Source organism: Streptococcus suis (assembly GCF_046032535.1).
Taxonomy (GTDB): domain Bacteria; phylum Bacillota; class Bacilli; order Lactobacillales; family Streptococcaceae; genus Streptococcus; species Streptococcus suis_AK.
Genome location: NZ_JARQPL010000034.1, coordinates 1 through 25,316, shown reverse-complemented (window position 1 = coordinate 25,316; position 25,316 = coordinate 1). Strand labels below are relative to the sequence as shown.

Below are 25,316 nucleotides of genomic sequence, written 5' to 3'. Positions count from 1 at the left end.
GAGTAACATAATAGTTGAAAAATAGGGGTAAAAAACCTCCTTTTTGTGCGCCCTAAATACAAAAACTATTCCCGTTTAGTCATGAACTGCTCAGACGAGAATAGTTTCTTTAGTTGCTTAAATGCTTAACTTAATGACATTGGGCATCTGCCCAACCTTATTCATCTTTATCGTCCGCTATCTGTTGAAGTACTTGTGCTGGTGGAACTTCCTGTTGAGGAATCGCTACTGGTGCCGGTCGATGCAACTGAGACATACAAGGTAACTGTTCCATCAATTGTTGCTCCAGTAGCAGGATATTGTCCAATGACGATGTCACTTGTCGTTGAGTAATAGCTTCTATCTTCTTGTTTTTCAATACTTTCCACATTGACGCCTAGCGTTTGTAATTGACTACGTGCCTGTGAATAGGTGTAATTGCCAGATGTTAAATCAGGCATAATCAATTCTTTTCCTTTTGAAACAACTAGATTGATGATAGAACCTTTTGTCAACTCTGTATTGGCAACGGGATCTGTACTGATAACCTGACCCGCAGTAACAGATGAGCTATATTCCTGAGTAATAGTTCCAATACTGAAGCCTGCTGTCTGAAGAATTTGAGTAGCATTCTCCTGAGTTTTTCCAACAACGTTTGGCACAACTTGTGGCGCTACTCCTTTGGAAACATAAAGGGTAATTTTCGCCCCCTTCTCAGCAGAACTATTTGCTCCTGGATCTGTTTTGATGACAAGTCCTTGGGCAACTTTTTCGCTATATTCTTCTTTTATTGTCACTTGGAAACCAAGAGCCTCCAATTCCTGCCGTGCAGTATCAGAATCCTTATCTGTCACATCTGGAATAGATACCATCGCAGCCGTTGCTACTACAATATCAATCTTACTTCCTTGACGTCTGGTCGTCTTTGCAGCCGGAGAGGTCCGTATTACCAAGCCTTCATCTACAGTCGCTGTCGCTTCTTCTGTGATGTTTCCAACTTCCAATCCTGCCACTTCAATCATTTCTGTAGCTTTTTCAACGGTTTGACCAGACACATCAGGGACTGTAACTGTTCGTGGAGTGTTGAAAAACACGATTCCAGCCGCTATGACTGTTAACAAAATAGCCCCTATCAAGACTTTGTAGCGTGTACGCATACCTGGCCTTGGTTTTGAAACAGGCTTATTTCCCGACTTCGCCACTTCTTTCTTACCAGGCCCTTTATCCGTCGCAGAAACTTGGGCAGAACTGTTTGTATGCGGTACTTTCGTTTCAACATTGGCTTGGGAGAGTTTCGGCAAGGTTTTTGTATCAACCTTGTTCCCTTCTAGTTCAACCCTGGGTTCATTCCGACGATCCATGGATAGAGCCGAAGCTAAATCTGCATACATTTCTGCAACCGACTTATAGCGCTCGTTTAATTTTTTAGCCGTTGCTTTTAGTACAACATTTTCTAAGGCCTGAGGTACGTTGGCATTCTCTTCTCTAACAGATGGGAGAGGTTTTTGGAAATGCTGAAGAGCGATCGTCACAGCACTGTCTCCATCATAGGGAATGCGACCCGTCAACATTTCAAAAAGGATGATTCCCATCGCATAAATGTCACTTTGAATGGTCGCTTTCGAACCACGCGCCTGCTCAGGTGAAAGATAGTGAACAGAACCCAACATGGAGTTGGTTTGTGTCAAACTCGTTTCAGCAAAGGCAACTGCAATACCAAAGTCTGTTACTTTAGCGACTCCATTGGAAGTCAAAAGGACGTTCTGAGGTTTCAAATCTCGATGGACAATTCCTCTCGTGTGCGCCATGCGCATAGCAAGGAGAATCTGTCCCATAATTCGCACCGCAACATCGTTGGAGAGTGGTGCATTTTCTTTTATATAACGTTTTAAATCGAGGCCATTGACATATTCCATAGCCAGATACTGTTGACCATCTTCTTCACCGATGTCCGAAATACGAACGATATTGGGATGGTCAAGTTCTGCCATGGCACGCGCTTCACGTTGAAAACGCTGGATAGCAATTTGATCTGTCTGATAGTTGGTCCGAAGAACTTTAACAGCAACCTCTTCTCCATCTAAAATCAAATCTCTTGCTAGGTAAACATCTGCCATACCGCCTCGACCAATTTGCCGAACGATTCGATACCGACCGGCAAAGATCTTACCGATTTGAATCATTACCTAGCCTCCTCCGTAATGTGAAGCAAACCTACTGTAATATTATCTAGACCGCCTGCATTATTGGCAAAACGTACAAGTGTTTCTACCTTGCTTTCAATTGAAACATCACTCAATACAATATCACGAATATCCTCGGTTGGTACCATATTGGTTAAGCCATCGCTGTTAATAAGGACATAATCTCCAACCTCAAGAGTTTTCAAAGCAATGTCTGGTTCAATTGGTTCGGCTTGTCCAATGGACTGCGTTACAATATTTTTTTGAGGATGACGCTGTGCTTCTTCTTCTGTGAGCTGACCAGCTCGAACAAGGGCACCTACCAGCGAATGGTCGTTGGTTAGACGTGTATATTCGCCATCTCTAATCAATCCAACTCGTGAATCTCCAACATGGGCATAGATCATTTGATTGTCGATGACAACAACTGCCTCAAGAGTTGTTCCCATCCCCTTGTATTCTTCTGTCTGTCCAAGTTCATGAATCTTTTGGTTTTCAGCATCAATGATTGCAACCATCCATTCACGGACATCATTTAAGGTCACTAATTGAGTATCAACCCAAGCAGCTCCCAAATCTGTTGCTGCCATTTCACTAGCAATATGGCCGGCACGGTGACCACCCATTCCATCAGCTAATACGACTAAATCAATACCTGCTCTGTTTTTATAGCGGTTAATATAATCTTGGTTGTTTGAACGTTTTTGTCCAACATCAGTTAATAATGCAATTTCCATACTTTTTTCGTTGCTAAGCAACTTCCTCCTCTTATTCTAGGATTTTCTTCTAAATTGACCGATGAAAAATCCATCTGTCTTATACTGTTCAGGGGTTATCAACAAGCAGCCATCCACCATAATATCTGTTTGAGGGTGTTCTAGTGTCACCTGCTCAAAATTGGGATGGTTTTGCAGAAATTCTTGAATAACCTCTTGGTTTTCCTTAGCAATAATCGTACATGTGCTATAGGTTATTATACCACCAATTTTCAAGCTTTGGCAAACACTGTCCAGTATCTGCAACTGGATAGTCTTTAGAGAATCAAAGTCCATCGCTGCCTTGTTATAACGAATATCTGGCTTACGGCGGATGAGTCCAATACCTGAACACGGAGCATCGACTAAGATTTTATCAAAGGTAGCTGGACCGAATTCCTCATGGACGCGACTGGCGTCTAAACGTTTGGTTTCAATCTTATCTGCTAAGCCTAAGCGTTGGGCGTTTTCCTCAATCAAGGCTAGCTTGTGGTCGTAGAGATCCAAGGCGACGATTTTACCATTTGTCAGGTAGCTAGCCATGTGACAGGTTTTTCCACCGGGAGCTGCACAGGCATCCAAGATCATTTCATCCCCTTGAATATCCAAAGTCGGAGCTACCAATTGACTGGTTTCATCTTGAATGGTGATAAGTCCTTTCTTGAAATAATCTGTCCCCGCAAAGTGTCCATGGGATTTAACCAACCCAACTGGTGATAACTGCGAGTGTTGGGCGCCTAGCTCCTCTGCCAATCGCTCCACTTGTTGACCATCTGTCACGCGTACGCTGGCCTTATTCCGATCATGTAAACTTTGGAAAATCTTCTCTGCACGTTCATCGCCATATTCTGCAATCAGGGTTTGGACCAACCAAACTGGCACAGAATACTGAACGGATAAACGTTTGTTCTTTCTTTTAATATCTGCTGGTTTCGGCAAGGAATCCTGACTAAGCTTACGCAAAATGGCATTAACAAATTTGTCAGTTCCAGGCTTTCGCTTGGCAATATTAACTGCCTCATTGACAACTGCGTGGGTAGGCAATTTATCCAAATATACCAACTGGTAGAGGCTCAACATGAGGAGATAGTAGACCCAAGTGTCCAACTTTTCCCTATCTTCGATAAAATATGCCAAATACCACTCTAGGGTAATTTTACGAGAAACCGTCCCATAAACCAACTCGGTCGCCAAGCCCTTGTCCTGTGCTGATAAACGAGAAGATTCTAAGGTCTTATTGAGAGCGATGTTCGAGTAAGCACCTTGATCAAAGACTTGTTCCAATACAGATAAGGCTAGACTTCTTGCTGTTTCATGTTTATTGATCACCAAATTGATCTCCTACTGCAATATCTCGACCTGCACCATTTAAAAAGTCTGCAACGGTCATTTTTGGCTTACCAGCTGGCTGGACAGTTTTCAGAGAAAGGGCTCCCTGACCTGTCGCAATGATCAATTCTTTCTTGCTTCGAGTAATAACCCGACCAACTGGTCCTTCTTCTTCTGTTTCTACAGCTTCTTGAATTTTAAAACGTTCCCCTTGCCAATAGGTGTGGGCAACGGGCCACGGGTACATACCGCGAATCTGATTGAAGAGTTGACGAGCAGATTTGTTCCAATCAAGCACTTCTTCTTCTGGCTGAATATTTGGCGAGAAGGTTACCTGTTCTGGATTTTGAGCGACTGGTTTCAAGTCACCAGCAATATAGGCTGGTAAGGTTTGTAATAACAAGTCCCGTCCAACAATAGCCAACTTTTCAAACAAGGTACCAACATTATCACTTTCTTCAATAGCAATGCTATCGCTGGAAATCATGTCTCCAGCATCCATTTCCTTAACCATTTCCATGATAGTTACGCCGGCACGTTCATCACCGTTAATCAAAGCGTAATGAATAGGGGCACCGCCACGGTATTTAGGAAGAAGAGAAGCATGAACATTGACTGCAAAGTCAACTGAGTTCAATAATTTGGTTGGTAGGAATTGCCCAAAAGCTGCCGTCACAATCCCATCTGCTCCTAAATTCATCAGCTCATCCATTTCTTGACTTCCAGATAGCTTCTCTGGTTGATAGACTGGTAAATTGTATTCCAAGGCTACTTCTTTCACAGGGGTCATTTGGATGACTTTTTTTCGTCCAACAGCTCGGTCTGGCTGGGTGACAACAGCAAGGATTTCATACTGGTCATCCGCCAAAAGTCCTTTTAAGACTGTCGCTGAAAATGTTGGTGTTCCCATAAAAATCAACTTGGTCATACTTGCTTTCTCATCTCCTTTACGTGATTCTTACAAATTCTATTATCCCTTAATTATACCATTTTTGCTTATTTTTTCCTTAATTAAAGGTAAATCAGTCGAATAAAATAAAAAAATGCAAGGTCTCACACGACCTCACATCATATTCTGCGGTTCATTGTCAATAACCAACCGCAAATCTTGATTTTCTCTCTCCTGTGTCCAATCCAAAATCTGGTTCAAGACTTCTTCCAAACGGTCTTCATGCCGGTATTTCAAGATAATCTGGTAGTGGTAGAGATTATGGGTTCTGGCAATGGGCTTGGGCGTCGGTCCCAGGATTTGAATTGAATCTGTTAAGTGTTGACGGAGAAAGGCTACTGTTTCATAGGCTTTTTTCACGACAAATTCTTCCGACTTGTGCGAAAAGGTTAAGCCAACTGTAAAATAGTAAGGTGGATAGCCAAGATTTTTCCGAATACCCATCTCATAGCGATAGAAACCTTCATAATCCTGCTCTTTGGCAAAGGCAATGGCATAATGATTGGGGTTATAGGTCTGAATCAGGACTTCCCCTTCCTTATCAGCCCGTCCAGCCCGACCGGCTACCTGAGTAAGCAACTGGAAGGTCCGCTCAGAAGAACGGAAATCAGGCAAATTGAGAGCCGTATCAGCATTGAGCACCCCAACCAGCGTCACATTTGGAAAATCCAAGCCCTTGGCAATCATCTGGGTTCCCAGAAGAATATCCGCTTCGCCTCGACCAAACCGTTCGAGCAAGTCCTCATGAGCACCTTTTTTCTTGGTAGTATCCACATCCATACGCAAAATTCTAGCTTCTGGCAAGAGCTCCTGCAATTCATCGTAGGCCTTTTGCGTACCCGTCCCATAATAACGAATGGAACGACTTTGACAGTTTGGACAGGTCTGAGGAATCCCCTTTTGAAAACCACAGTAGTGGCAATTCATCGTTTTTGTGTCCATGTGGAGCGTCAGAGAAATATCACAGTTGGGACACTGGTCAACACTCCCACAATCACGACACATGACAAAAGAAGAATAACCACGCCGATTCAACATAAGAACGACCTGTTCCTTACGAGCCAGCTTTCCTCTAATCTTTTCAATCAAGACAGGGGTAAAATTACTAGCCTCCTGCTGACCGATATAATCACGGAAATCCACAACTTCCACTTCTGGAATACGAGCCAAGGGATTGGCCCTCTGGTTAAGAGTCAATCTTCCATAGACTCCTCGACTAGCCCGAGCCCGTGTTTCAAGACTCGGCGTAGCAGACCCCAAGACCAGAGTCGCCCGATTATAATCAGCCCGCAACTTTGCCACATCACGTGCATGGTAGCGTGGATTGCTGTCCTGCTTGTAGGTCGCCTCATGCTCCTCATCAATGATGATAACACCCAAATTTGTCAATGGTGCAAAAATAGCCGAGCGAGCCCCGACAACCACCTGGGCATTTCCCGCCTCAATCTTCCGCCACTCGTCATACTTCTCACCGTCAGACAAGCCCGAATGCAAAATAGCAACCTGCTGACCAAAACGAGAAATAAAACGATTGGTCATCTGAGGGGTCAAGGAAATTTCGGGTACCAGCATAATAGCCGTTTTCCCCATCTTCAAGACCCTATCAATGACCTGGAGATAGACTTCCGTCTTCCCAGAGCCAGTCACTCCTTGCAGTAGAAATGTCTGACTTTCCTGACCGATAGAGGCCACAATCTCCCGAACCGCAATGGCCTGCTCTGGATTCAAATCCAAGGCCTGCGTTTTTTCCACCTTATCAAAAACTCCCTGAGTCCGCGACACTTCCTCTTCCCAGACTTCAATATAGCCTTTTTCTTGGAAATAGCGTAGCGTATCAGCTGAATAGTCCGATTTTAGGTTTGAAAGGAGCTGGTCTTCAGAATGTTCCAGAAGAAATTCCCTTAATTGCTGCCGTTTCTTGGCTCGATTGCTAATGTCTGCTTCTCGTAATTTCTCCAGACAAACCCGGTACCATTTTTCTGTCTTGATTTGCTTCTTATCCTTGGCCACATAGTCTACCAATATTTTTCCTGACTGGGCCAGACGCATGATTTTCCCTTGCTCTGTCACGTCCAAGTCAGAAAAACGAATCTGCTCCTTATCACCAAACAGACTAAGCTGCTCTGCCATTTCCAAACCAATCCCTGGACGGATCAATTTGTCATAGGTCGAATTGAGCAAGCTGGGTAGCATGGATTTTAAGAGGGTAATTTTATAGGAGAAGACCGACTTCCTCATCTGGTCCGCCAACCAAAATTGCTCTTGATTGAGAACGGGGCTATAGTCCAAAACCTCGGCAAGCTCTTTCAAGTCTTGTACCTTATTTTCGTCATTTTCATCAATCAAGTCAACTACAATCCCTTGAATCAGCCGATTTCCCTTGCCAAAGGGTACATGGACACGCACACCAACCATGAGCCCCTCTTCCAATTCAGCTGGAACGCGGTAGGAATAGGCTTGATCTGTCTGCATCAAAGGGACGTCTACAATAACCTGTGCTAACATACTGCCTCCTTTCTGTAAGACTCTAACAATTCATAAGTGAAAAGAAACCCGGATGGCAATCCCAACCGAGTTTGTTATTAAATCTTTTCGCCTTCTTCTTTTTCTTTAGCGATTTGTTCTTTGATTTTCTTCTCTTCTTCTTCCGCCAAACGCTTCGCCTCTTCGGCACGGCGACGAACTGCCTCACGTTTTGCTTCTGGATCTGGGTGGATAACCACATTACCAGATTCAATTTCTTCCAAGGCACGAAGGGTTGATTTTACAGAAGTAAATTCTTGAGTTGGTTTTGCTCCCGCTTCCAATTCATGGGCACGTTTGGCCTCAAGAATAACCAATGAGTACTTAGATGGTACCTTATCCAACAAGGTATCAATTGACGGCTTCAACATCATAATGCGATTCTCTCTTCTTTCTTTTATCGTTCTGCTATCTGTTCACGAATCATTTCATCGTAGCGACCAATCACTCGGTCTACACGGAAATGTTCTGCCTCGATAATACGCTTGACACGCTCAGCAGCCAACGGGACTTCATCGTTCACAACTGCATAATCATACTCACGCATCAAGGCAATCTCTTCCTTGGCACGTTCGATACGTTGAGCAATAACTTCCTCACTATCCGTTCCGCGACCAATCAAGCGATCTTGCAACTCCTCCAAGTCAGGTGGTGTCAAGAAAATGAACACCCCATCTGGAACCTTTTTCTTCACTTGGAGGGCCCCCTGTACTTCAATTTCTAAAAAGACATCTATCCCTTTATCAAGCGTTTGATTAACATAAGTCAAAGGAGTTCCATAGTAATTTCCAACGTACTCAGCATATTCCAACATCTGACCCTGGCGAATCAAATCTTCAAATTCCTCACGACTACGAAAGAAATAGTCAACTCCATCAACTTCTCCCGGTCTCTGTGGACGTGTCGTCATGGATACAGAATATTCAAATTTATTATCAGAGCTTTCAAAAATTTCCTTTCGAACTGTTCCTTTTCCAACACCAGATGGGCCAGAAAAGACAATGAGTAAGCCTCGCTCTTTCATGATATCTCCTTTTAAATCTTTCATTCTAGTGTAACAAAATTTAGCATGAATTTCAACTGCTTTTAAATACGATTAGAATATTTTCTGTTCCCAACCCAAAACGAACTTTGAGCCAGTAGAAAAAGAGCCCTTCGGACTCTTCTACATTTACTTAGCAATATCTGTTGCTCTTGTTTCACGGATAACTGTGATTTTGATATTTCCTGGATAATCCAGATTATTTTCAATTTTTTCACGAACATCGTGGGCCAAGATAGTAATTTGATCATCTGAAATTCTATTCGGATGTACAATAATCCGTACTTCACGACCTGCTTGAATAGCATAAGATTGTTTAATTCCCTCGAAGCTATTAGCAATCTCTTCCAAGTCTTGTAGGCGTTTGATATAGGCTTCCATAGATTCACGACGCGAACCTGGACGAGCAGCGCTCAGAGCATCTGCCGCAGCCACAATAACTGCAATAGTACTTGTCGCTTCTACATCGCCATGGTGACTAGCAATCGCATTGATAACAATTGGATTCTCTTTATATTTCTTAGCCAATTCTGTACCGATTTCAACGTGGCTTCCATCCACCTCACGGTCAATAGCTTTACCAACGTCATGTAGGAAACCAGCTCGCCGTGCCAAATTCACATTCTCGCCCAATTCAGCAGCAAGTACACCTGCTAATTTAGCAACTTCGATTGAGTGTCGAAGAACATTTTGTCCATAAGAGGTACGGAAATGCAAACGTCCCATGATTTTAATCAAGTCTGGATGGAGGTTTGGTGCCCCAACTTCATAAGCAGCAGCTTCCCCATACTCACGAATACGATTATCCATCTCTACACGGTATTTCTCAACCAACTCCTCAATACGAGCTGGATGAATACGACCATCTTGAAGCAAGGTCTCCATGGTCATACGGGCAATCTCACGGCGAATCGGATCAAAACCTGATAGAACAACCACTTCGGGTGTATCATCAATGATAACATCGATACCTGTGAGACTTTCAAAGGTACGAATATTTCGACCCTCACGTCCAATAATCCGTCCCTTCATCGCATCATCCGGTAAATGAACCGATGTAATCGTCTGCTCAGCCACATATTCACCTGATATACGTTGCATCGCTTGGGCTAACAAGTCCTTTGCCATCTTGTCAGAACGTTCTTTTACTTCACGCTCTGCTTCCTTGATACGAGTCGCAATTTCATGCGTCAGTTTATCACGTGTATCGGTAAGGATGATTTCCTTCGCCTCTTCTTGACTGAGGGCCGCCACTCGTTCTAACTCCAAAGCTTTTTGTTCTTCGAGTTTTACAACTTCTTGTTCACGCTCATCAATGTGCTTAGCTTTATCGGTCAGACTTTGTTCCTTTTGTTCCAAAGTCTTTTCCTTGTTGGTCAAATTATCGTCTTTGCGGTCCAAGCTGGTCGCACGCTCTGTCAAGCGTGATTCGATTTGCTTCAACTCTTGACGCTCTGACTTAAATTCTTCTGCAATTTCTTCTCGGTACTTACGAGCTTCTTCCTTAGCTTCCAAGAGTAATTCTTTTTTCAAGGTCTGGCGATCGCGCTCAGCTGTTTTTAGAATAACCTCAGCTTGCTCTTCTGCTCGACCACGAACATTACTAGCTTCTTGTTCTGCGTTTAAAAGTGTCAATTCTGCAGTTTCTTTTGCAGATTTCATCTTCAAAGAAATGGCAAAGTAGCCAATTACTAAACCAATGAGAGCAGAAACAAGAGTCACTACTACTGTAATGATATTCATATTTCTACCTCTTTTTTATAATTCGATTTTCACAAAATCTGTATCTATTTTATCATAATTGAACCGATTTCACAATTCCAAATTGTCAAATATGGTATAATAAATTCATCACTTATTTGGAGGAAACCATGAAAAAAGAAGTCACTGTCGAAAGCTTCGAGCTAGACCACACTATTGTGAAAGCACCTTACATCCGCTTAATTTCTGAAGAAGTCGGACCAAAAGGAGACATTATTACAAACTTTGATATTCGCCTTATCCAACCTAACGAAAATGCAATGGATACAGCTGGTCTACATACCATCGAGCATCTATTAGCTAAACTAATTCGCCAGCGCATCGATGGGCTAATCGACTGCTCTCCTTTCGGGTGTCGGACAGGTTTCCACATGATTATGTGGGGAAAACAAGACTCTGAAAAGATTGCTCAAGTCATCAAGTCGAGTTTGGAAGAAATTGCAGAAGGCATCACTTGGGAGGATGTCCCAGGAACAACTATTGAATCATGTGGTAACTACAAAGACCACAGCCTTCATTCAGCTAAAGAATGGGCCAAACTAATCCTTTCTCAGGGAATCTCTACCGATGCCTTTGAAAGAAAACCAATCTAACAAAAAAACGGATACACCGCTCAGAACGTAGACAAACTCCTAAAAATATAGTCGAATGAATTAACTTTCAGACAAGGAACTGAGGTGCAGGTTGCTAGCACAGCCTAGTGGCTGTGCTAGGTTGGAGATATAACTTGCAAAGCAAGTCACTTCTGCAGAGTACAGCAACCCGAAAGTGACGATGTATCAAAGTTAATTCAAATGACTGTATAAAAAATTGAAGAAGTTTGCGAAAAAATAACAAGTCATTAAACTCTTAGAAACATTGATATTTCGGCGTTTCTGAGAGTTTTTTATTTTCAACATAAAGAAAAAAGATTGAAGAAAATTGTCCAAAATGGACTTTGTCTTCAATCTGAAGCGGCTAAAACGCTTTTTTGTTTAATAATCCAAGGCATCAGAATGACCAGCACCATTGCCGACAAAGTAGCCTGTCTTACAATTTATAGAGAACAAGTAGGTCCCATCTGGTTTAAACATATTGTAGTAGCCATTGCCATTGATAATATTAACTTTTTCCAAGATATATTGATTGCCTGTTATATACCCACGTTGTTGCGAGATAGTCACAATATTTTCAAGAATACCTGGATTGAAATTCCATGCTTCATTGTTTACATCATCAATCATTGCTTGATTATAAGGAACACGACTGCGGTCACGTTGCAAGACGACACCAGCTGGCACGGCAATACCAAAGTCGGTTGTTGAGTCTGAAACCGTTGTTGAAGCGACTTCTGTTGTCGCTGGTACACCAGTAGATACAGTTTCATCAGCACCTTGGTTGCTTGTGACTGCAGCCTCACTTACTGCCGTAGCCGAAGCGACTTCCTGTTGCGAACGACCAAAATTCACGACCGATGCCAATAGACTGTCGACCGCACTAATCCCTGTCGTTGTCGCAGAAAGAGATTCTCCTGATTTAACCGTCGCCGTTGTATCAATTTCACCGTTAACAACGACTTCTTTATCAAACTGACCATTAATGGCCTGAATGGCTGCAATGGCTTTTGCAAGATGATCATACTGTTCTTTAGCTTTGGTATAACTGTCCGAATTCTTATCCAATTTTTCCAACAGCACTTTCAGTTCTGCTAATTTACCAAACTCTGAATTTTTTAGCTTGGTCAAACTACTATCCGTAAAGAAACTATTATAGAGCTGTTCAAAAGCAGTCACATTCGCATCTGTCGAACTTGATGCTGTCGATGACGTCTGGCTTGTACTTGTTGAACTTGAAGAAGTCGCAGTATTCGATTTGTTAACAGAATTCATCCAAACCAGCGCCGTCGCCATTACACCAATCATTGAAAGCCCTACTGCTGACCAGAAGTAAAATTTCTTTTTCTGATCCCTATCTGCGCCCTCACTATGGTCCAAGTCTTCGGCTTCATCTTCTTCCAATTCTAAACTAGAATCATCTGCCACTGGAGATAACCCCTCCATTGCTACGGTACTTGCAATCACTGTTTCTTCCAAGGTTTCCATCGGAGTTACCGAAAGTTCTTCTACAATAGGAGCAATCTCCTCACTAACTTCCGTAAGAGAAGACTCATTTGCTTCTACCTCTTCTGCGCTTTCACGTCCTTGATTTTTTTCCTCATCAGCCACCTCAACTAAAGGAAGAGGATTGATTTTGGTTTCAAATTTTTGAGATTCAATTTCTGCGCGGTGTTGCTTGATATAACGATCCAAGAGACCATCATCTTCTGTCACACCCGCTTCAATCTCCTTATGTTTTTTGACTGCTTCTTCGATTGTTAAATCTTTCGCCACTTCAAAATCTAAAACTTTCTCCTCATCCAAAGGAAGATGATGACTATTTTTTTCTCCCACGATGTCCTCCTATCCTTGTACTTCTTGCACTTGACGTTTCACTCGTTGACCAAAAAATTGATAAAGATCCACTTTTAGGGTCCCATTATATAGTTTGCGTTTCTTATCCGCTTGCTGTCCAAAACGGGTTTCAAACAACTCATCACTAGTTAGAATAAATTTAGACCATGTTTTGAGTGGTTCAAAAGTCTGCCCCATTTCTCGATACAGGGTAACAATGGCTTCATCATCCAACAAACGTTCTCCGTAAGGTGGATTAGAAATAATGACACCATTAATTTTATCTGTACGCAAGTCTTGCACACGCATTTGCTTGAAAACAATATCCTGCTCAACTCCTGCCGCAAATGCATTCTTCTTCGCAATTTCAATCATACGAGCATCAATATCTGATCCAGCAATATCTAATACCAAATCTGCCTTGATAGAAGCTTGCGCTTCTTTGCGTAATGCAGCCACCAATTGATCCTCAACCCACGGCCATTCCTCAAATGCAAAACTTCTCTTCAAACCTGGGGCTATATTTTTGGCCAACATAGCTGCCTCAATACAGAAAGTTCCCGATCCGCAAGTAGGGTCAATCAGCGGTTTATCTGGATACCAATTCGATAATTGCAAAATAGCAGCTGCCATATTTTCTTTGATTGGGGCGCCACCTTTTTCCACCCGATAACCACGTTTGAACAAACTAGAACCTGTCGTATCAATCATGACTGTCGCCACATCTTTCAAAATCGACACTTCAATTTTAAACTCTGCCCCCACCTCTTGCAAGGGAACCCCTTCGGGACGAGAGAAGTGTTTCTGCAGTTTCTTAACAACTGCTTTCTTAGAAATAGCCTGCACACTTGGTTCATTATGCAATTTCGATTTGACACATTTGGCCTTGGAAATAGGGAACTTGCAGCCTAGAGGCAAGTAATTTTCCCAGTCCAAGTTAAAAACTCCTTGGAACAACTCTTCAAAAGTCTTTGCTGGAAATTGTCCAACAATGATTTTAATTCTATCTGCTGAACGCAGCCAGATATTGGTTTCGATAATGGATTTTACATCTCCTTGGAATCGAACACGGCCATTTTCCACTTGACATTCATAGCCGAGATTACGAATTTCTCGACCCACAACCGCTTCCAGACCTGCTGCTGCCGTTGCAATCAACTCAAATTGTTTTTTCATTTTTTTCCTCTACAATAAAAGCTAGCAGAGCTAGCTACCTATTTTATGCAATTTTCTGTAAGCCATGTTTTGTTCCGGTGGTACTAGGTTCTACCACCTTCGATAACCATCTGTCTACTGTCTAAACAGTCAGGATTTCTGTTCATTTCCATCCATCCCATGCCCCGACCAAAGTTTGGGTTGCTAGCTTGAGGGGTTTACCGCGTTCCATTTTTTACGTTTCCATAAAAACTTCGTCACTGTGGCACTTTCAGATCTACTCTGGCATATCAAAAGACTTAGCCATTTTAACCGCCGTAACGCCCAAGGGCGTCCCTAGGCTTATTGATTCGCCTAGCACAAACACTACTGGCATCTCAGCCAGTGCTAGCATGGACTTTCCTCATGGTAGAAAACTACCACGCGATTATCCAAAAATTGCACCTTAATTATCTTAGAAGTTGTATCTACAAAGCAAGCCACTTTAAATCAAGGAATATCTTTGACACAAATACAGAATATATTTGTGCGCAAGAAAATAACTGCGAATAAAGTGTCAGTTTAGGTGTACAATTTTCTATTCTTGATCCTGAACGATTTGTTTTCCAAATACTTCTTTCTCCAGACGGTTCAGACGGCGGAGAATATCAAAGTTTGTCGCTGAAGATGAACGTTCTGTACGCAATACGCCGTTCGATTCTTCAGTAGGAAGAGTTGTTTTGGGAGAATTTGCTGCCTGCGCTTTCAATCGAGCAATTTCACCTTTTAATTCCTTGATAATCGCTTCATAAGCATCATAGTCTTTCATAATATCGTCAAGAAAATCGTTCACTTCATCTTGATCATAGCCACGAAAACCAATTTTAAAATCTTGCTCGAAAATATCTTTTGTCGTAAATTTAATACTTGCCATCTCTCTCTCCCTAATCTAAAACGTCACTACTCCTATTATATTAAAAAAAATAGGGAAAAATCAAGTCAAATCACTCAGAATTTGAAAAATTTTCAGCCTCCTCATTCAATTCTTCAAAGGTAAGCGTTTTTCTATTATATCCTTCTTTCTTTAAGACCATGTGATATAAATATTTCAAATTGGTTTCATTTTCAGAATCGTAAAACAAATAACAACCTGTCGTATTATCCAGTAGAAACTGGTTATAGTCTCTAAATTGCCCTGGGTTTTCATAGCGTGGATAGGCATACTTTACAAAATCAACCTGCTTAAACCGTGCTAACTTTGCTTGGTTAGCCTCATTCCACTGTTCGCCATGATTTTCAAATGGAAATATTGTTGCAATACTCAGTTGATACCCCTCGGCTCGTAAATCTTCTAAGACTTCTAAGGCCCAGTATTCAAAGCCCAATTGACCTGTCAGTATAAACCAACTAACACCCTCTTCTAAAAAACGAATAAAATTCCTACGAATTGCAGATTTAATAATGTGCAGTCGAGGATCTTTTTCTGAAAAAATTCCCAGGTCTGTATGTCTATAACCTGTTACCAAAAGGCTCTTAGTATCCATTTCTTGTACTCTTTTCGCTAATTATGGTATAATATGCTGATATTATTTTATCAAGAAGGAGTTCTATGGTCAATTATCCTCATAAGGTGTCAAAAAAAATCAATAGAACCAGTCCTATTTCATCCCAGCGAGTAAACTTTGCTAATCGCGGAATGTCTTTTGAGGCCGCTATCAACGATAGCAATCAATATTACCTTGCGCACGACATTGCTGTCATTCACAAGAAGCCAACTCCCGTGCAAATTGTAAAAGTTGATTACCCCAAACGGAGCCGTGCTAAGATTGTCGAGGCATACTTTCGACAGGCATCTACAACAGACTACTCTGGTGTTTTTAAAAGACATTATATTGATTTTGAAGCGAAAGAGACACGCCAAAAAGCATCCATGCCCATGAAAAATTTTCATGCGCATCAGATCGAACACATGAAACAGGTTGTAAAACAAGGTGGCATTTGTTTTGTCCTTCTTCACTTTTCAACATTAAAAGAAACCTATCTCTTGCCAGCCACTCATTTGATCGAATTTTATCAAGTAGACATGGGTAGTAAGTCGATGCCTCTAACCTTTATTCGACAATACGGCTTTGAGATTCAAATGGGGCGTTTCCCCAGCATCCCATATCTGGAAATCGTTGAAAAAAATCTATTAGGTGGTGAATCTTTTGAAAACTACAACAATTAAAAAAGCTCTTCTAATCACTGCAAATATGTTACTTGCGGGGGCTATCATTGCCTGCCTGGCCGGAGCTGCATTGGTTGTTTACTACATCCAAAGCGCTCCAGAATTGACAGAAGAATCTTTGACAGCAACTGTGTCAAGTAAAATTTACGATAAGAACGGAAATCTTATTGCAGATTTAGGAGCAGAAAAACGTTCGAGTGCTAAGACTGAGGAAATTCCAACAGACTTGGTAAATGCGATTGTCGCAATCGAAGACCAACGCTTCTTCAATCATAGAGGGGTTGACGTGATTCGTATTGCGGGTTCCCTGATTAATAACTTGAGCGGAGGACGTTTGCAGGGTGGCTCGACACTTGACCAACAGCTTATCAAGCTGACTTATTTCTCGACATCCGTAGAAGATCAAAATCTAAAACGGAAAATTCAAGAGGCTTGGCTGGCTACTCAATTGGAACGCCGCAATACCAAACAAGAGATTTTGACCTACTACATCAACAAGGTGTATATGTCAAATGGTAATTACGGTATGAAGACTGCTGCTCTTGCTTTTTATGGAAAAGAGTTAAAAGATTTGACTCTTCCTCAATTAGCTCTTTTAGCAGGAATGCCCCAAGCGCCAAACCAATATGATCCTTATACCAATCCAGAAGATGCAAAAACACGTCGCGATTTGGTATTGGCTGAGATGCTGGAAGAAAAGTACATTGATAATACCCAGTATGAACAAGCTGTTCTAACACCTGTAACAGATGGTTTGCAACCATTATCTAATGCAGCTGCTTATCCTGCTTATATGGACAACTATCTGAAACAAGTCGTTGAAGAAGTTGAAGCCAAAACAGGTTACAACTTGCTGACAACAGGGATGGATGTCTATACGAACGTCGACCCTGCCGCCCAGCAGCAACTTTGGAATATCTACAATACAGATATGTATGTCAGCTATCCAAATGATTTATTACAGGTAGCTTCAACGGTTGTGGATGTTTCTAATGGTAAAGTCGTTGCGCAATTAGGTGGTCGTAAACAGGAAACAAATGTCTCATTTGGTACCAACCAAGCCGTTGAAACCAACCGCGACTTCGGTTCTACAATGAAGCCAATCACAGACTATGCTCCTGCTTTTGAAAACGGCATTTATACATCTACAGCAGATTTAATCTTAGACGGTCCTTATAACTATCCTGGTACACCAACTCCTGTCAATAACTGGGATAAACAATACTACGGTAATATCTCTGTTAAGACTGCTATTCAGTATTCTCGAAATGTTACAGCCGTTAAAGCATTGGAAGCTACAGGCTTAGAAAATGCCTTGAAATTTTTGAATAGCGTTGGTATCAATTATCCAGATATTCATTACTCTAATGCTATTTCAAGTAATACATCCGATACTAGCAGTAAGTATGGAGCAAGTAGTGAAAAAATGGCTGCTGCCTACGCTGCTTTTGCTAATGGTGGTACTTACTACGCTCCACAGTATGTCAATAAAATTGTCTTTAGTGATGGAACAGTAACAGAATATGCTCCTAAAGGGACCAAAGTCATGTCTGCCGAAACAGCCTACATGATGACCGATATGATGAAGGCTGTTATGTCTTACGGTTATGGATTAAACGCTTCTGTTAGTGGAGTTCCTATGGCCGGTAAAACAGGTACATCAAACTATACCGATAGCGAAACGGATACTATTCTAGCTTCAATTCCAGAAGCAAATTATAGCTACATGGTCGTTCCTGATGAAAACTTCGTTGGATATTCTAGTCAGTACGCAATGGCTGTTTGGACCGGATATACCAATCGTATGACTCCTATCCTTGATAACAGCATGCGAATTGCAACAGATGTCTACCACAATATGATGCTCTTTATGCATTCGGACTATACAGCTACCGATTGGGAGATGCCAAGCGGACTCGTACGTTACGGTTCCAACTACTATCTCAGAGGTAGTCGCTCACTCTCCAATGCTTATAACACGTACACTAGCTCTAGTACAAGTTCTTCTAGTTCGACTGAAACTAGTGAAACAACCGAAGCGACGACAACATCAAGCGAAACATCATCTGGAACTTCAACCGAGACTGCAACTTCTTCAACTGAAACTGCAACAACAGGAAACAATCCTGCGACGGGACAGACAGATGGTCAATAAGAAAATTCCCAGACTCTTCTGGGTTTTTCTTTTGCTTAAATTATGATAAGATAAGATTATGAAACCTGAAGTATTTTATAAAACCTTGGCAGACCAAGGTATTCAATTAACTGACCAACAAAAACACCAATTTCATCGCTATTTCCAACTATTAGTGGAATGGAATGAAAAAATCAATCTGACAGCTATTACCGAGGAAAGCGAAGTCTATCTAAAGCATTTCTACGATTCTATCGCTCCAATCCTGCAAGGCCATATTCAGAACGAACCTCTTCGGCTTTTAGATATTGGAGCTGGAGCTGGATTTCCTAGCCTACCTATGAAGATTATCTTTCCGCAACTAGATGTTACCATCATTGATTCTCTTAATAAACGGATTAACTTTTTACATTTGCTTGCCGAAGAACTAGAGCTCGAAGGTGTTCATTTCTATCATGGTCGTGCAGAAGACTTTGCACAAGATAAGAACTTCCGTGCACAATTTGACCTTGTCACAGCACGCGCAGTTGCCCGCATGCAGATTCTTTCTGAATTGACTATTCCTTATTTGAAGCTCAACGGAAAATTAATCGCACTCAAGGCGTCCAGCGCAGAAGATGAATTGACCCAGGCAAAAAACGCACTCAATCTCCTCTTCGCAAAAGTCATTGAAAACCACGACTATACTCTTCCAAATGGCGACCCTCGAACACTGACCATCGTCGAAAAGAAAAAGGAAACTCCAAATAAGTTTCCACGCAAAGCTGGTATGCCAAATAAAAGACCCCTTTAAACATAAGAAAAGAGGCTGGGCAAAAAGCTCAACCTCGCTTCTCAGGGTTCGTGTCAACATCTCAGCGCAGTGGTTGATTGGCAGATTTGTTCGTGTTTTACACTCCAAATCTGACCATTACGACTGTTGCGAACAAAGTTCGCTCTATTTCCAACCTCCAAAGGTTCCCCGAACCTTTGGAGCTATGCGGGGGTGGGAGTGAAACAGTCTGGGGATAGACTGTTTCAGCTCAACAACTTGAAATAAAGACTTGTTGACGAACTCTTTTTTTGACCAGTCGAGTTCTTTCCCGCTCCCTCTTTTATTATCCAAATTTTGTAATATTGATTGCTTGAAGACCACGTTGGCCTTGCTCCACTTCAAATGTCACTTTTTGACCATCTTCCAAAGATTTGAAACCATTAGACTGAATTTCAGAAAAGTGTGCAAATACATCTGGACCGTTTTCTTGAGCAATAAAACCAAATCCCTTTTCTGCATTAAACCATTTAACTGTACCTTGTACCATTTGTGTTACCTCTTTTTATTTATTTGTAAAACTTATCAAGAGGAAAAACAAAAGATGAAACTGATACTTAAACTCTAAATTTATTTACATTCCCTACTGTAACAGTATATTTCCTATATGTCAACGATAAAGGGTTGATAAGCCCAATAAACTCAATAATCATCGCCACGGATTATAGAATCGACCCTGATTAACAAAAAATAGATAGATTGTCACGACTACTAGAGCAAGAATAACTAGCAAGACAGCGTAATCTATTCTTTGTAGAGGCTGTTGGGTATACCATGTTCTTTTTTTATTTTTTCCAAAACGCCGCAATTCCATAGCCGTTGAAATCGTATCAATCCTCTCCAAGGAGCTGAAAATCAGAGGAATGACAAGGGATAGATTCCCTTTTATACGATCCATCACTTTTCCTTTCCTGGACAATTCCAAACCACGCGCTTCTTGAGACATTCGAATCGTATAAAACTCTTCTTGAATATCTGGAATATAACGCATGGTCAAACTTACTGCGTAAGCAACTTTGTAGGATACCCCAATTTGATTCAAGCTGGAAGCAAACTGGCTAGGATGAGTGGTCATGAGAAAGATAATCGCTAAAGGAACTGTACAAAAATACTTCAAGAGAAGATTCACCAGATAAAATGCTTGCTGACTCGTCAAGGAATAAACTCCCAGACCTGATAGCAAGGGAGTGTCTGCTCCGTAAAGTTCCACTCCATACCGTGGTGCAAACAAGTGAACCATCAGAGCATTCATTGCAGCAAAAATGATCGTCAGAATTAAAACAAGAGAGATTTCTTTATAACGAATCCCTGACATTTTGAACAAGGCTAGAGAAAATACTGCGATAAAAAGAATCAAGCGGGTATCGTAAGTAATCATAGCAAGAATGGAAACTATGAGAAAAAAGAGTAATTTACTGACAGCCGATAAACTATGAATCAAGCCAGTTCCTGGATGGTAGCCAATTAGTTTTTGTTGACTCATCTTCCTCTCCTTTCTTCCTGCATATAAAACGTCGTTAATTCTAAGGGATTAACTCCCACCCTCTCCGCCAAGTGAAAAATTGATGTTTCTTTTAAATTGGCTCGCTCAATCACCGTATCATCAGATAAAATTTCTGCTGGACTGGCATCTTCAATAATCTGCCCATCCACCACAACAACAGCTCTATCTGAATAATCTAGCATGAGTTGCATGTCATGGGTAATCATGACAATGGTGTGCCCTTGGGCATTTAATTGATCCAAAAACTCCATCATTTCCCGATAATGTCGTTGATCTTGTCCTGCTGTTGGTTCATCTAGCAAAATAATTTCTGGATTGAGAACCAAGATAGATGCTATCGTTACCCGTTTTTTCTGCCCATACGAAAGTGCCGAAATCGGCCAATTACGAAACGAATACAGGCCACATACTTTCAAGATATGGTGAACTCGGTGTTCGATTTCTTCTTCTGTCACCCCTCGCATACGCAAACCAAGGGCAACCTCATCAAAAATCATCGTTTGGCTAATCATTTGGTTGGGATTCTGAAGAACATAACCAATCCGTTCTGCTCGCTCTTTGACAGAATCTTCTTTGATCGACTGCCCCTTCCAGAGAATCTCACCCTCACCCTGAATAAAACCACAAAGCACCTTGGCTAAAGTAGATTTCCCAGCACCATTTTTTCCAACAATAGCTAGACGTTCCCCCTTATGAATCGTCAGTTGAATATCTGTAAGAACTTGTTTGTTAGGATAGGAAAAATGAAGATGCTTAACTTCTAACAAAGCCTCTTTCTCTCCATTTTCAAAGTGTAGAGTCGGTAGGGATGCTATATTCAAAGCCTCAATATCAATTTCCCAAACTGAGGAGAGGCGTTCTGCCTGCGCAATCGGATATCCTAAGGCGCGAAGAGTCGATAGATATAAGGGTTCACGGATGCCGTTTTCCTGTAACAATGAGGTACGTAATAAATCATCAGGTCCTCCATTGAACAAAATCCGACCGTCATTAATCAATACAACTCGGTCCACCTGACGATACAGTACGTCCTCTAAACGGTGTTCGATAATAATGGTTGTGGTCCCTTCTTGCTTGTGCAGACGGTCAATCAAATCAATCGTATCTTGGCCCGATTTGGGGTCTAAATTAGCAAGTGGCTCATCAAACAACAAAATAGGACTCTCATCAATAAGAACTCCGCCCAGACTGACACGTTGCTTTTGACCTCCAGATAAATCTTGTGGTCGATGTGCTAGTAAATCGGTCAAAGACAGTCTTTCTGCCCAATCTCCTACTTTTTGCTTCATCACCACCTGGCTTTCCATGTCGTTTTCCAAAGCAAAAGCTAGGTCCTCGGCAACTGATAAGCCAATGAATTGACCATCTGTATCTTGAAGAACCGTTGATACGAGCAAGGACTTATCATAAATTGAAAGATTAAAAGCTTCCTGACCATCCAATAGTAAACTTCCGCTATGTTCCCCCTTGTAAATATTGGGAATAATACCATTAAGACATTGTCCAATCGTCGACTTTCCTGAACCAGATGGACCAATAATCAGAACTTTCTCTCCCTGATAAATCGTTAACTGAATATCTTTTAAAGTGGGTTCCTGTTGCGCTTGGTATCTAAATGTAAAATCTTTAAACTCAATGATTTTTTTCATAAGACTATTATAGCGTAAATTGACTCTGAAAAAAAGGAAGAATCATCAGTTTCTCCCTTTTCAAATAAGTTCATCTATGATTCTAGAGCAGATGAATTCTAACTTCCTACATCACAATCACATTAAAATGATACCATCAAGGTCCGTAAAACTTGCACCATAAAAGCCACGGGCATCTGTCGGGCATCCTGTAATTTGCCCGCCATTTGCTTCAACACGATCGATAAGTGTATCCACTTCTTTCCTACTCGCCACATTAAGCGAAATCAAGACTTCATTGCCACTCGCTACTACCTGAAATGGTACGCGTTGAGCAAAGCTATCTGCCTACATCAAAATCAAGTTGCCACTCTCAGGCAAAGTCGCAGACTTAATATCTCCAAACGTCACAACTGCAAAAACGATTGCTTCATAAAACCGACCAGCTATTCAAGGTCTGCTACTGCTAATACTCAATGAAAATCAAAAGTAACCTAGGAAACGAAGCGAATATAGCACTAGAGTTCATCAAGGCAAGTTGACAACGGATAATTTTATTTTCGAAAGGGATAAGTTCATCCAAAATGACTTCATCCCCTTCTCTTTTCTAATTGATAGGCTTCGTATAGAATGGACTGAAAAAATATAAAGAATTCTGATTGCACAAAAAAATTGCACTGATTTTTCAATGCAATTTTGGTATTACTAAGCATTTGCTGGAGTAAGAGTTTCCCCAATCGCTTCCAAGCGTTCTGCCCATTCTTGACGAGTCAAGCCGTTTTCAGAGATGTAACGGTTGCGCTCATGAGCACGGCATTCAGCTGAACAGCCACGAACATACTTGTGTTCATTCTCTTCCGATGTCAAAATACGACGGTTACAGAATGGATTGCCACAGTTGACATAGCGCTCACATGGTGTGCCATTGAACCAGTCCTTACCAACGACAACTGGGTCTACATGGTTAACATCGACCGCGATACGCTCGTCAAAGACATACATCTTCCCATCCCACAATTCGCCACGAACTTCTGGGTCTTTACCATAGGTTGCGATACCACCGTGGAGCTGGCCGACATCTTTATAGCCTTCACGAACCATCCAGCCTGAGAATTTTTCACAGCGAACACCACCAGTACAGTAAACAACTACGCGCTTGTCCATGAATTTCTCTTTGTTATCACGGACCCATTGTGGCAACTCACGGAAGTTGCGGATGTCTGGACGGATTGCACCACGGAAGTGACCAAGGTCATACTCGTAGTCATTACGTGTATCCAAAACAACTGTATCTTCGTCCAAGAGAGCTTCTTTGAACTCTTTTGGTGATAGGTAGGCACCTGTTGTCACGAGTGGGTCAATATCGTTGTCAAAGTCGTTGTCTTCCAAACCAAGGTGAACAATTTCTTTTTTATAACGAACAAACATTTTCTTGAAAGCTTGCTCATTTTCTTCATCAATCTTAAACCACAAATCGCTGAACAATGGGTTTGCATGAACGTAGTCCATGTACTTTTGAGTTGTTTCATAGTCACCAGAAACAGTACCGTTGATTCCCTCATCAGCAATCAAAATACGTCCTTTGAGTCCGATAGACTTACAGAAAGCTAGATGCTCAGCAGCATATTCTTTGGCATTTTCAATTGGAACATACTTGTAATAGAGTAGAACGCGAATATCTTTTGACATAGTGTCTCCTTTTCAATCTTTGCAATAGATGATAAAACTCTGTCATTTCTAATAAATGATACCTTACGATTATATCGTTTAGCCCCTCAAAAGACAAAAATCTGAACTGAAAATTTAGAACCTGTATTCGCAGATTCAGTGCTTATGTGTAAAAAATGAGGCTGGGCAAAAAGACCAACCTCGCTTCTCAGGGTTCGTGTCAACATCTCAGCGCAGTGGTTGATTGGCTTTAACAGTCCAGTGGACTGTTAAAGGTTGGAGATAGGATTTGTGAAGCAAATCTCAGCAATTCGTGTTTTACACTCCAAATCTGGCCATTACGACTGTTGCGAACAAAGTTTGCTCTATTTCCAACCTCAAAAGGTTCACCGAACCTTTTGAGCTGTGCGGGGTGGGAGTGAAACAGTCTGGGGATAGACTGTTTCAGCTCAACAACTGGAAATAAGGACTTGTTGACGAACTCTTTTTGACCAGTCGAGTTCTTTCCCGCTCCCATTTATTGAAGGTTCGCTATAACTTCTTAGTCGTCTAATTCTGTTTTCAGTTGTCGGAGTTTTTCCAAGGTATCATGTCCAATCAGTTGGTCCACTTTTCGCTTATGGCGTCTAGCAATATTTTCCTTCCATTTATCTTCAATAGGATTATGTGGCTTCTCGGCTTTCCTTTGCTCTTTGATTTCTCTTGCCTCCTGCCACTCCACTCCTTTAATAACTTCTTCCCAATAGCTGGCAATGGCAGAGCAGAGATAGAGTTGGACCTTATTCAACCAGTGTCCAAAAAAAGTTTGCGGAGCACTTTCCTCCACTAGCTGATAGGTCCTTTGGATTTCAATAAGTTGACTTTGGTATTTTTCCCACTGGAGCATAGCTTTACTCGGCTTTTTTCGATAAAGTTGACGCTGTTTGATTAGAGCTATATACGGTGCAACAAAACGACTCGACCGTATCTTGATAAAATTTCTGGAGGAGCGAGTGGCCACCAGCATGCCTGAGGCCAATAAGCGTTCAACCTCCCTTGCCTGATTATCTGGAAAACGGTAATGGACTTGCCACCCCTCTTCTTCAACCACTAAGCGAATCTGCATTCTACCATTTTGCCAACTCGCCTCCACCTCTTGCTTTTCATCCCATAACTTTTGAAAAAAGAGAAGAAGGTAGTAGCTCAATGTCATTAAGTTAACTAACCTATCACGTTTTGTGGTGGGTTAGTTTTTATGTTACACTAAAAATAAAAGGGGAA

The 25,316-nt window shown here is 41.6% G+C and carries 20 protein-coding genes, 1 other RNA gene and 2 pseudogenes; 4 read left to right on the top strand and 19 right to left on the bottom strand.

The genetic code is table 11. The features are described from left to right. Positions 1–167 precede the first annotated feature (167 nt). From P7J58_RS09495 to P7J58_RS09455, 9 genes and pseudogenes are all read right to left on the bottom strand, one after another. Positions 168–632 (bottom strand): annotated as a pseudogene (locus P7J58_RS09495) (PASTA domain-containing protein); the annotation flags it as partial. Next, positions 633–2,162: pseudogene (gene pknB / locus P7J58_RS09490) on the bottom strand (Stk1 family PASTA domain-containing Ser/Thr kinase); the annotation flags it as partial. Beyond that, entirely contained in the window at positions 2,162–2,899 is a 738-nt protein-coding gene (locus tag P7J58_RS09485; RefSeq protein WP_004194145.1) for a Stp1/IreP family PP2C-type Ser/Thr phosphatase, read from the bottom strand. The pseudogene pknB and the gene P7J58_RS09485, both read right to left, overlap by 1 nt. Before the next feature lie 36 nt (positions 2,900–2,935). Beyond that, positions 2,936–4,249: a 16S rRNA (cytosine(967)-C(5))-methyltransferase RsmB gene (gene rsmB / locus P7J58_RS09480; RefSeq protein ID WP_408556204.1), complete on the bottom strand. Its 1,314-nt coding sequence runs from the start codon at positions 4,247–4,249 to the stop codon at positions 2,936–2,938. Then, the gene (fmt, locus tag P7J58_RS09475; RefSeq protein ID WP_408556203.1) at positions 4,236–5,174 is read right to left on the bottom strand and encodes a methionyl-tRNA formyltransferase; all 939 of its coding nucleotides are present in this window, start codon (positions 5,172–5,174) and stop codon (positions 4,236–4,238) included. The genes rsmB and fmt overlap by 14 nt, the downstream gene beginning before the upstream one ends. Before the next feature lie 135 nt (positions 5,175–5,309). Further along, a complete protein-coding gene (locus P7J58_RS09470) occupies positions 5,310–7,700 on the bottom strand; it encodes a primosomal protein N' (protein WP_408556202.1) in 2,391 nt (796 codons plus the stop codon). A gap of 77 nt (positions 7,701–7,777) precedes the next feature. Further along, entirely contained in the window at positions 7,778–8,092 is a 315-nt protein-coding gene (rpoZ, locus tag P7J58_RS09465; RefSeq protein WP_004195201.1) for a DNA-directed RNA polymerase subunit omega, read from the bottom strand. Positions 8,093–8,115: 23 nt separating this feature from the next. Continuing rightward, positions 8,116–8,742, bottom strand: coding sequence for a guanylate kinase (gmk, locus tag P7J58_RS09460; RefSeq protein ID WP_408556201.1), 627 nt, complete (start codon positions 8,740–8,742; stop codon positions 8,116–8,118). 147 nt (positions 8,743–8,889) lie between these two features. Beyond that, the gene (locus tag P7J58_RS09455) at positions 8,890–10,503 is read right to left on the bottom strand and encodes a ribonuclease Y (protein WP_408556200.1); all 1,614 of its coding nucleotides are present in this window, start codon (positions 10,501–10,503) and stop codon (positions 8,890–8,892) included. 128 nt (positions 10,504–10,631) lie between these two features. Between P7J58_RS09455 and P7J58_RS09450 the strand changes: the two genes are divergently transcribed. After that, positions 10,632–11,114, top strand: a complete 483-nt coding sequence (locus P7J58_RS09450) for an S-ribosylhomocysteine lyase (protein ID WP_004194159.1) — start codon at positions 10,632–10,634, stop codon at positions 11,112–11,114. Positions 11,115–11,495: 381 nt separating this feature from the next. Here the strand turns inward: P7J58_RS09450 and P7J58_RS09445 are convergent, their stop codons facing one another. The 5 genes from P7J58_RS09445 to P7J58_RS09425 form a co-directional block, all read right to left on the bottom strand. Continuing rightward, positions 11,496–12,950: a cell division site-positioning protein MapZ family protein gene (locus tag P7J58_RS09445; protein WP_029943772.1), complete on the bottom strand. Its 1,455-nt coding sequence runs from the start codon at positions 12,948–12,950 to the stop codon at positions 11,496–11,498. Between the two features lie 9 nt (positions 12,951–12,959). Further along, positions 12,960–14,126 (bottom strand): class I SAM-dependent RNA methyltransferase, encoded by a 1,167-nt coding sequence (locus P7J58_RS09440; protein WP_029172045.1) that lies wholly within the window; start codon positions 14,124–14,126, stop codon positions 12,960–12,962. Between the two features lie 53 nt (positions 14,127–14,179). Continuing rightward, positions 14,180–14,544, bottom strand: an RNA gene (gene rnpB, locus P7J58_RS09435) — RNase P RNA component class B. A 138-nt stretch (positions 14,545–14,682) separates the two neighbouring features. Next, a complete protein-coding gene (gene gpsB, locus P7J58_RS09430; protein ID WP_408556199.1) occupies positions 14,683–15,018 on the bottom strand; it encodes a cell division regulator GpsB in 336 nt (111 codons plus the stop codon). A gap of 70 nt (positions 15,019–15,088) precedes the next feature. Beyond that, entirely contained in the window at positions 15,089–15,628 is a 540-nt protein-coding gene (locus tag P7J58_RS09425; protein ID WP_024406404.1) for a DUF1273 domain-containing protein, read from the bottom strand. Between the two features lie 65 nt (positions 15,629–15,693). Between P7J58_RS09425 and recU the strand changes: the two genes are divergently transcribed. Genes recU through rsmG form a run of 3 tightly spaced genes read left to right on the top strand, consistent with a single transcriptional unit; the run spans position 15,694 to position 19,238 of the window. After that, complete coding sequence (gene recU, locus P7J58_RS09420; protein ID WP_004194173.1) at positions 15,694–16,311, top strand: Holliday junction resolvase RecU; 618 nt, start codon at positions 15,694–15,696, stop codon at positions 16,309–16,311. Further along, positions 16,292–18,466, top strand: coding sequence for a penicillin-binding protein PBP1A (gene pbp1a / locus P7J58_RS09415; protein ID WP_408556198.1), 2,175 nt, complete (start codon positions 16,292–16,294; stop codon positions 18,464–18,466). The genes recU and pbp1a overlap by 20 nt, the downstream gene beginning before the upstream one ends. A 58-nt stretch (positions 18,467–18,524) precedes the next feature. After that, on the top strand, positions 18,525–19,238 hold the full coding sequence (gene rsmG, locus P7J58_RS09410; RefSeq protein WP_004195222.1) for a 16S rRNA (guanine(527)-N(7))-methyltransferase RsmG: 714 nt from the start codon (positions 18,525–18,527) through the stop codon (positions 19,236–19,238). 304 nt (positions 19,239–19,542) lie between these two features. Here rsmG and P7J58_RS09405 read toward each other — a convergent pair whose 3' ends face one another. The 5 genes from P7J58_RS09405 to P7J58_RS09385 all read right to left on the bottom strand — a co-directional run bounded on the left by P7J58_RS09405 (position 19,543) and on the right by P7J58_RS09385 (position 25,161). Further along, on the bottom strand, positions 19,543–19,746 hold the full coding sequence (locus tag P7J58_RS09405) for a cold-shock protein (RefSeq protein WP_408556197.1): 204 nt from the start codon (positions 19,744–19,746) through the stop codon (positions 19,543–19,545). Between the two features lie 159 nt (positions 19,747–19,905). Further along, complete coding sequence (locus P7J58_RS09400) at positions 19,906–20,739, bottom strand: energy-coupling factor transporter transmembrane component T family protein (RefSeq protein WP_408556196.1); 834 nt, start codon at positions 20,737–20,739, stop codon at positions 19,906–19,908. After that, positions 20,736–22,409 carry an ABC transporter ATP-binding protein gene (locus tag P7J58_RS09395; RefSeq protein WP_408556195.1) on the bottom strand — a complete coding sequence of 558 codons (1,674 nt, stop codon included), beginning with the start codon at positions 22,407–22,409 and terminating at the stop codon, positions 20,736–20,738. Before P7J58_RS09395 ends, P7J58_RS09400 begins: the two co-directional genes overlap by 4 nt. Before the next feature lie 684 nt (positions 22,410–23,093). Then, positions 23,094–24,077, bottom strand: coding sequence for a rhodanese-related sulfurtransferase (locus tag P7J58_RS09390; RefSeq protein ID WP_408556194.1), 984 nt, complete (start codon positions 24,075–24,077; stop codon positions 23,094–23,096). Positions 24,078–24,597: 520 nt separating this feature from the next. Further along, complete coding sequence (locus P7J58_RS09385) at positions 24,598–25,161, bottom strand: hypothetical protein (RefSeq protein WP_408572580.1); 564 nt, start codon at positions 25,159–25,161, stop codon at positions 24,598–24,600. Positions 25,162–25,316 lie beyond the last annotated feature (155 nt).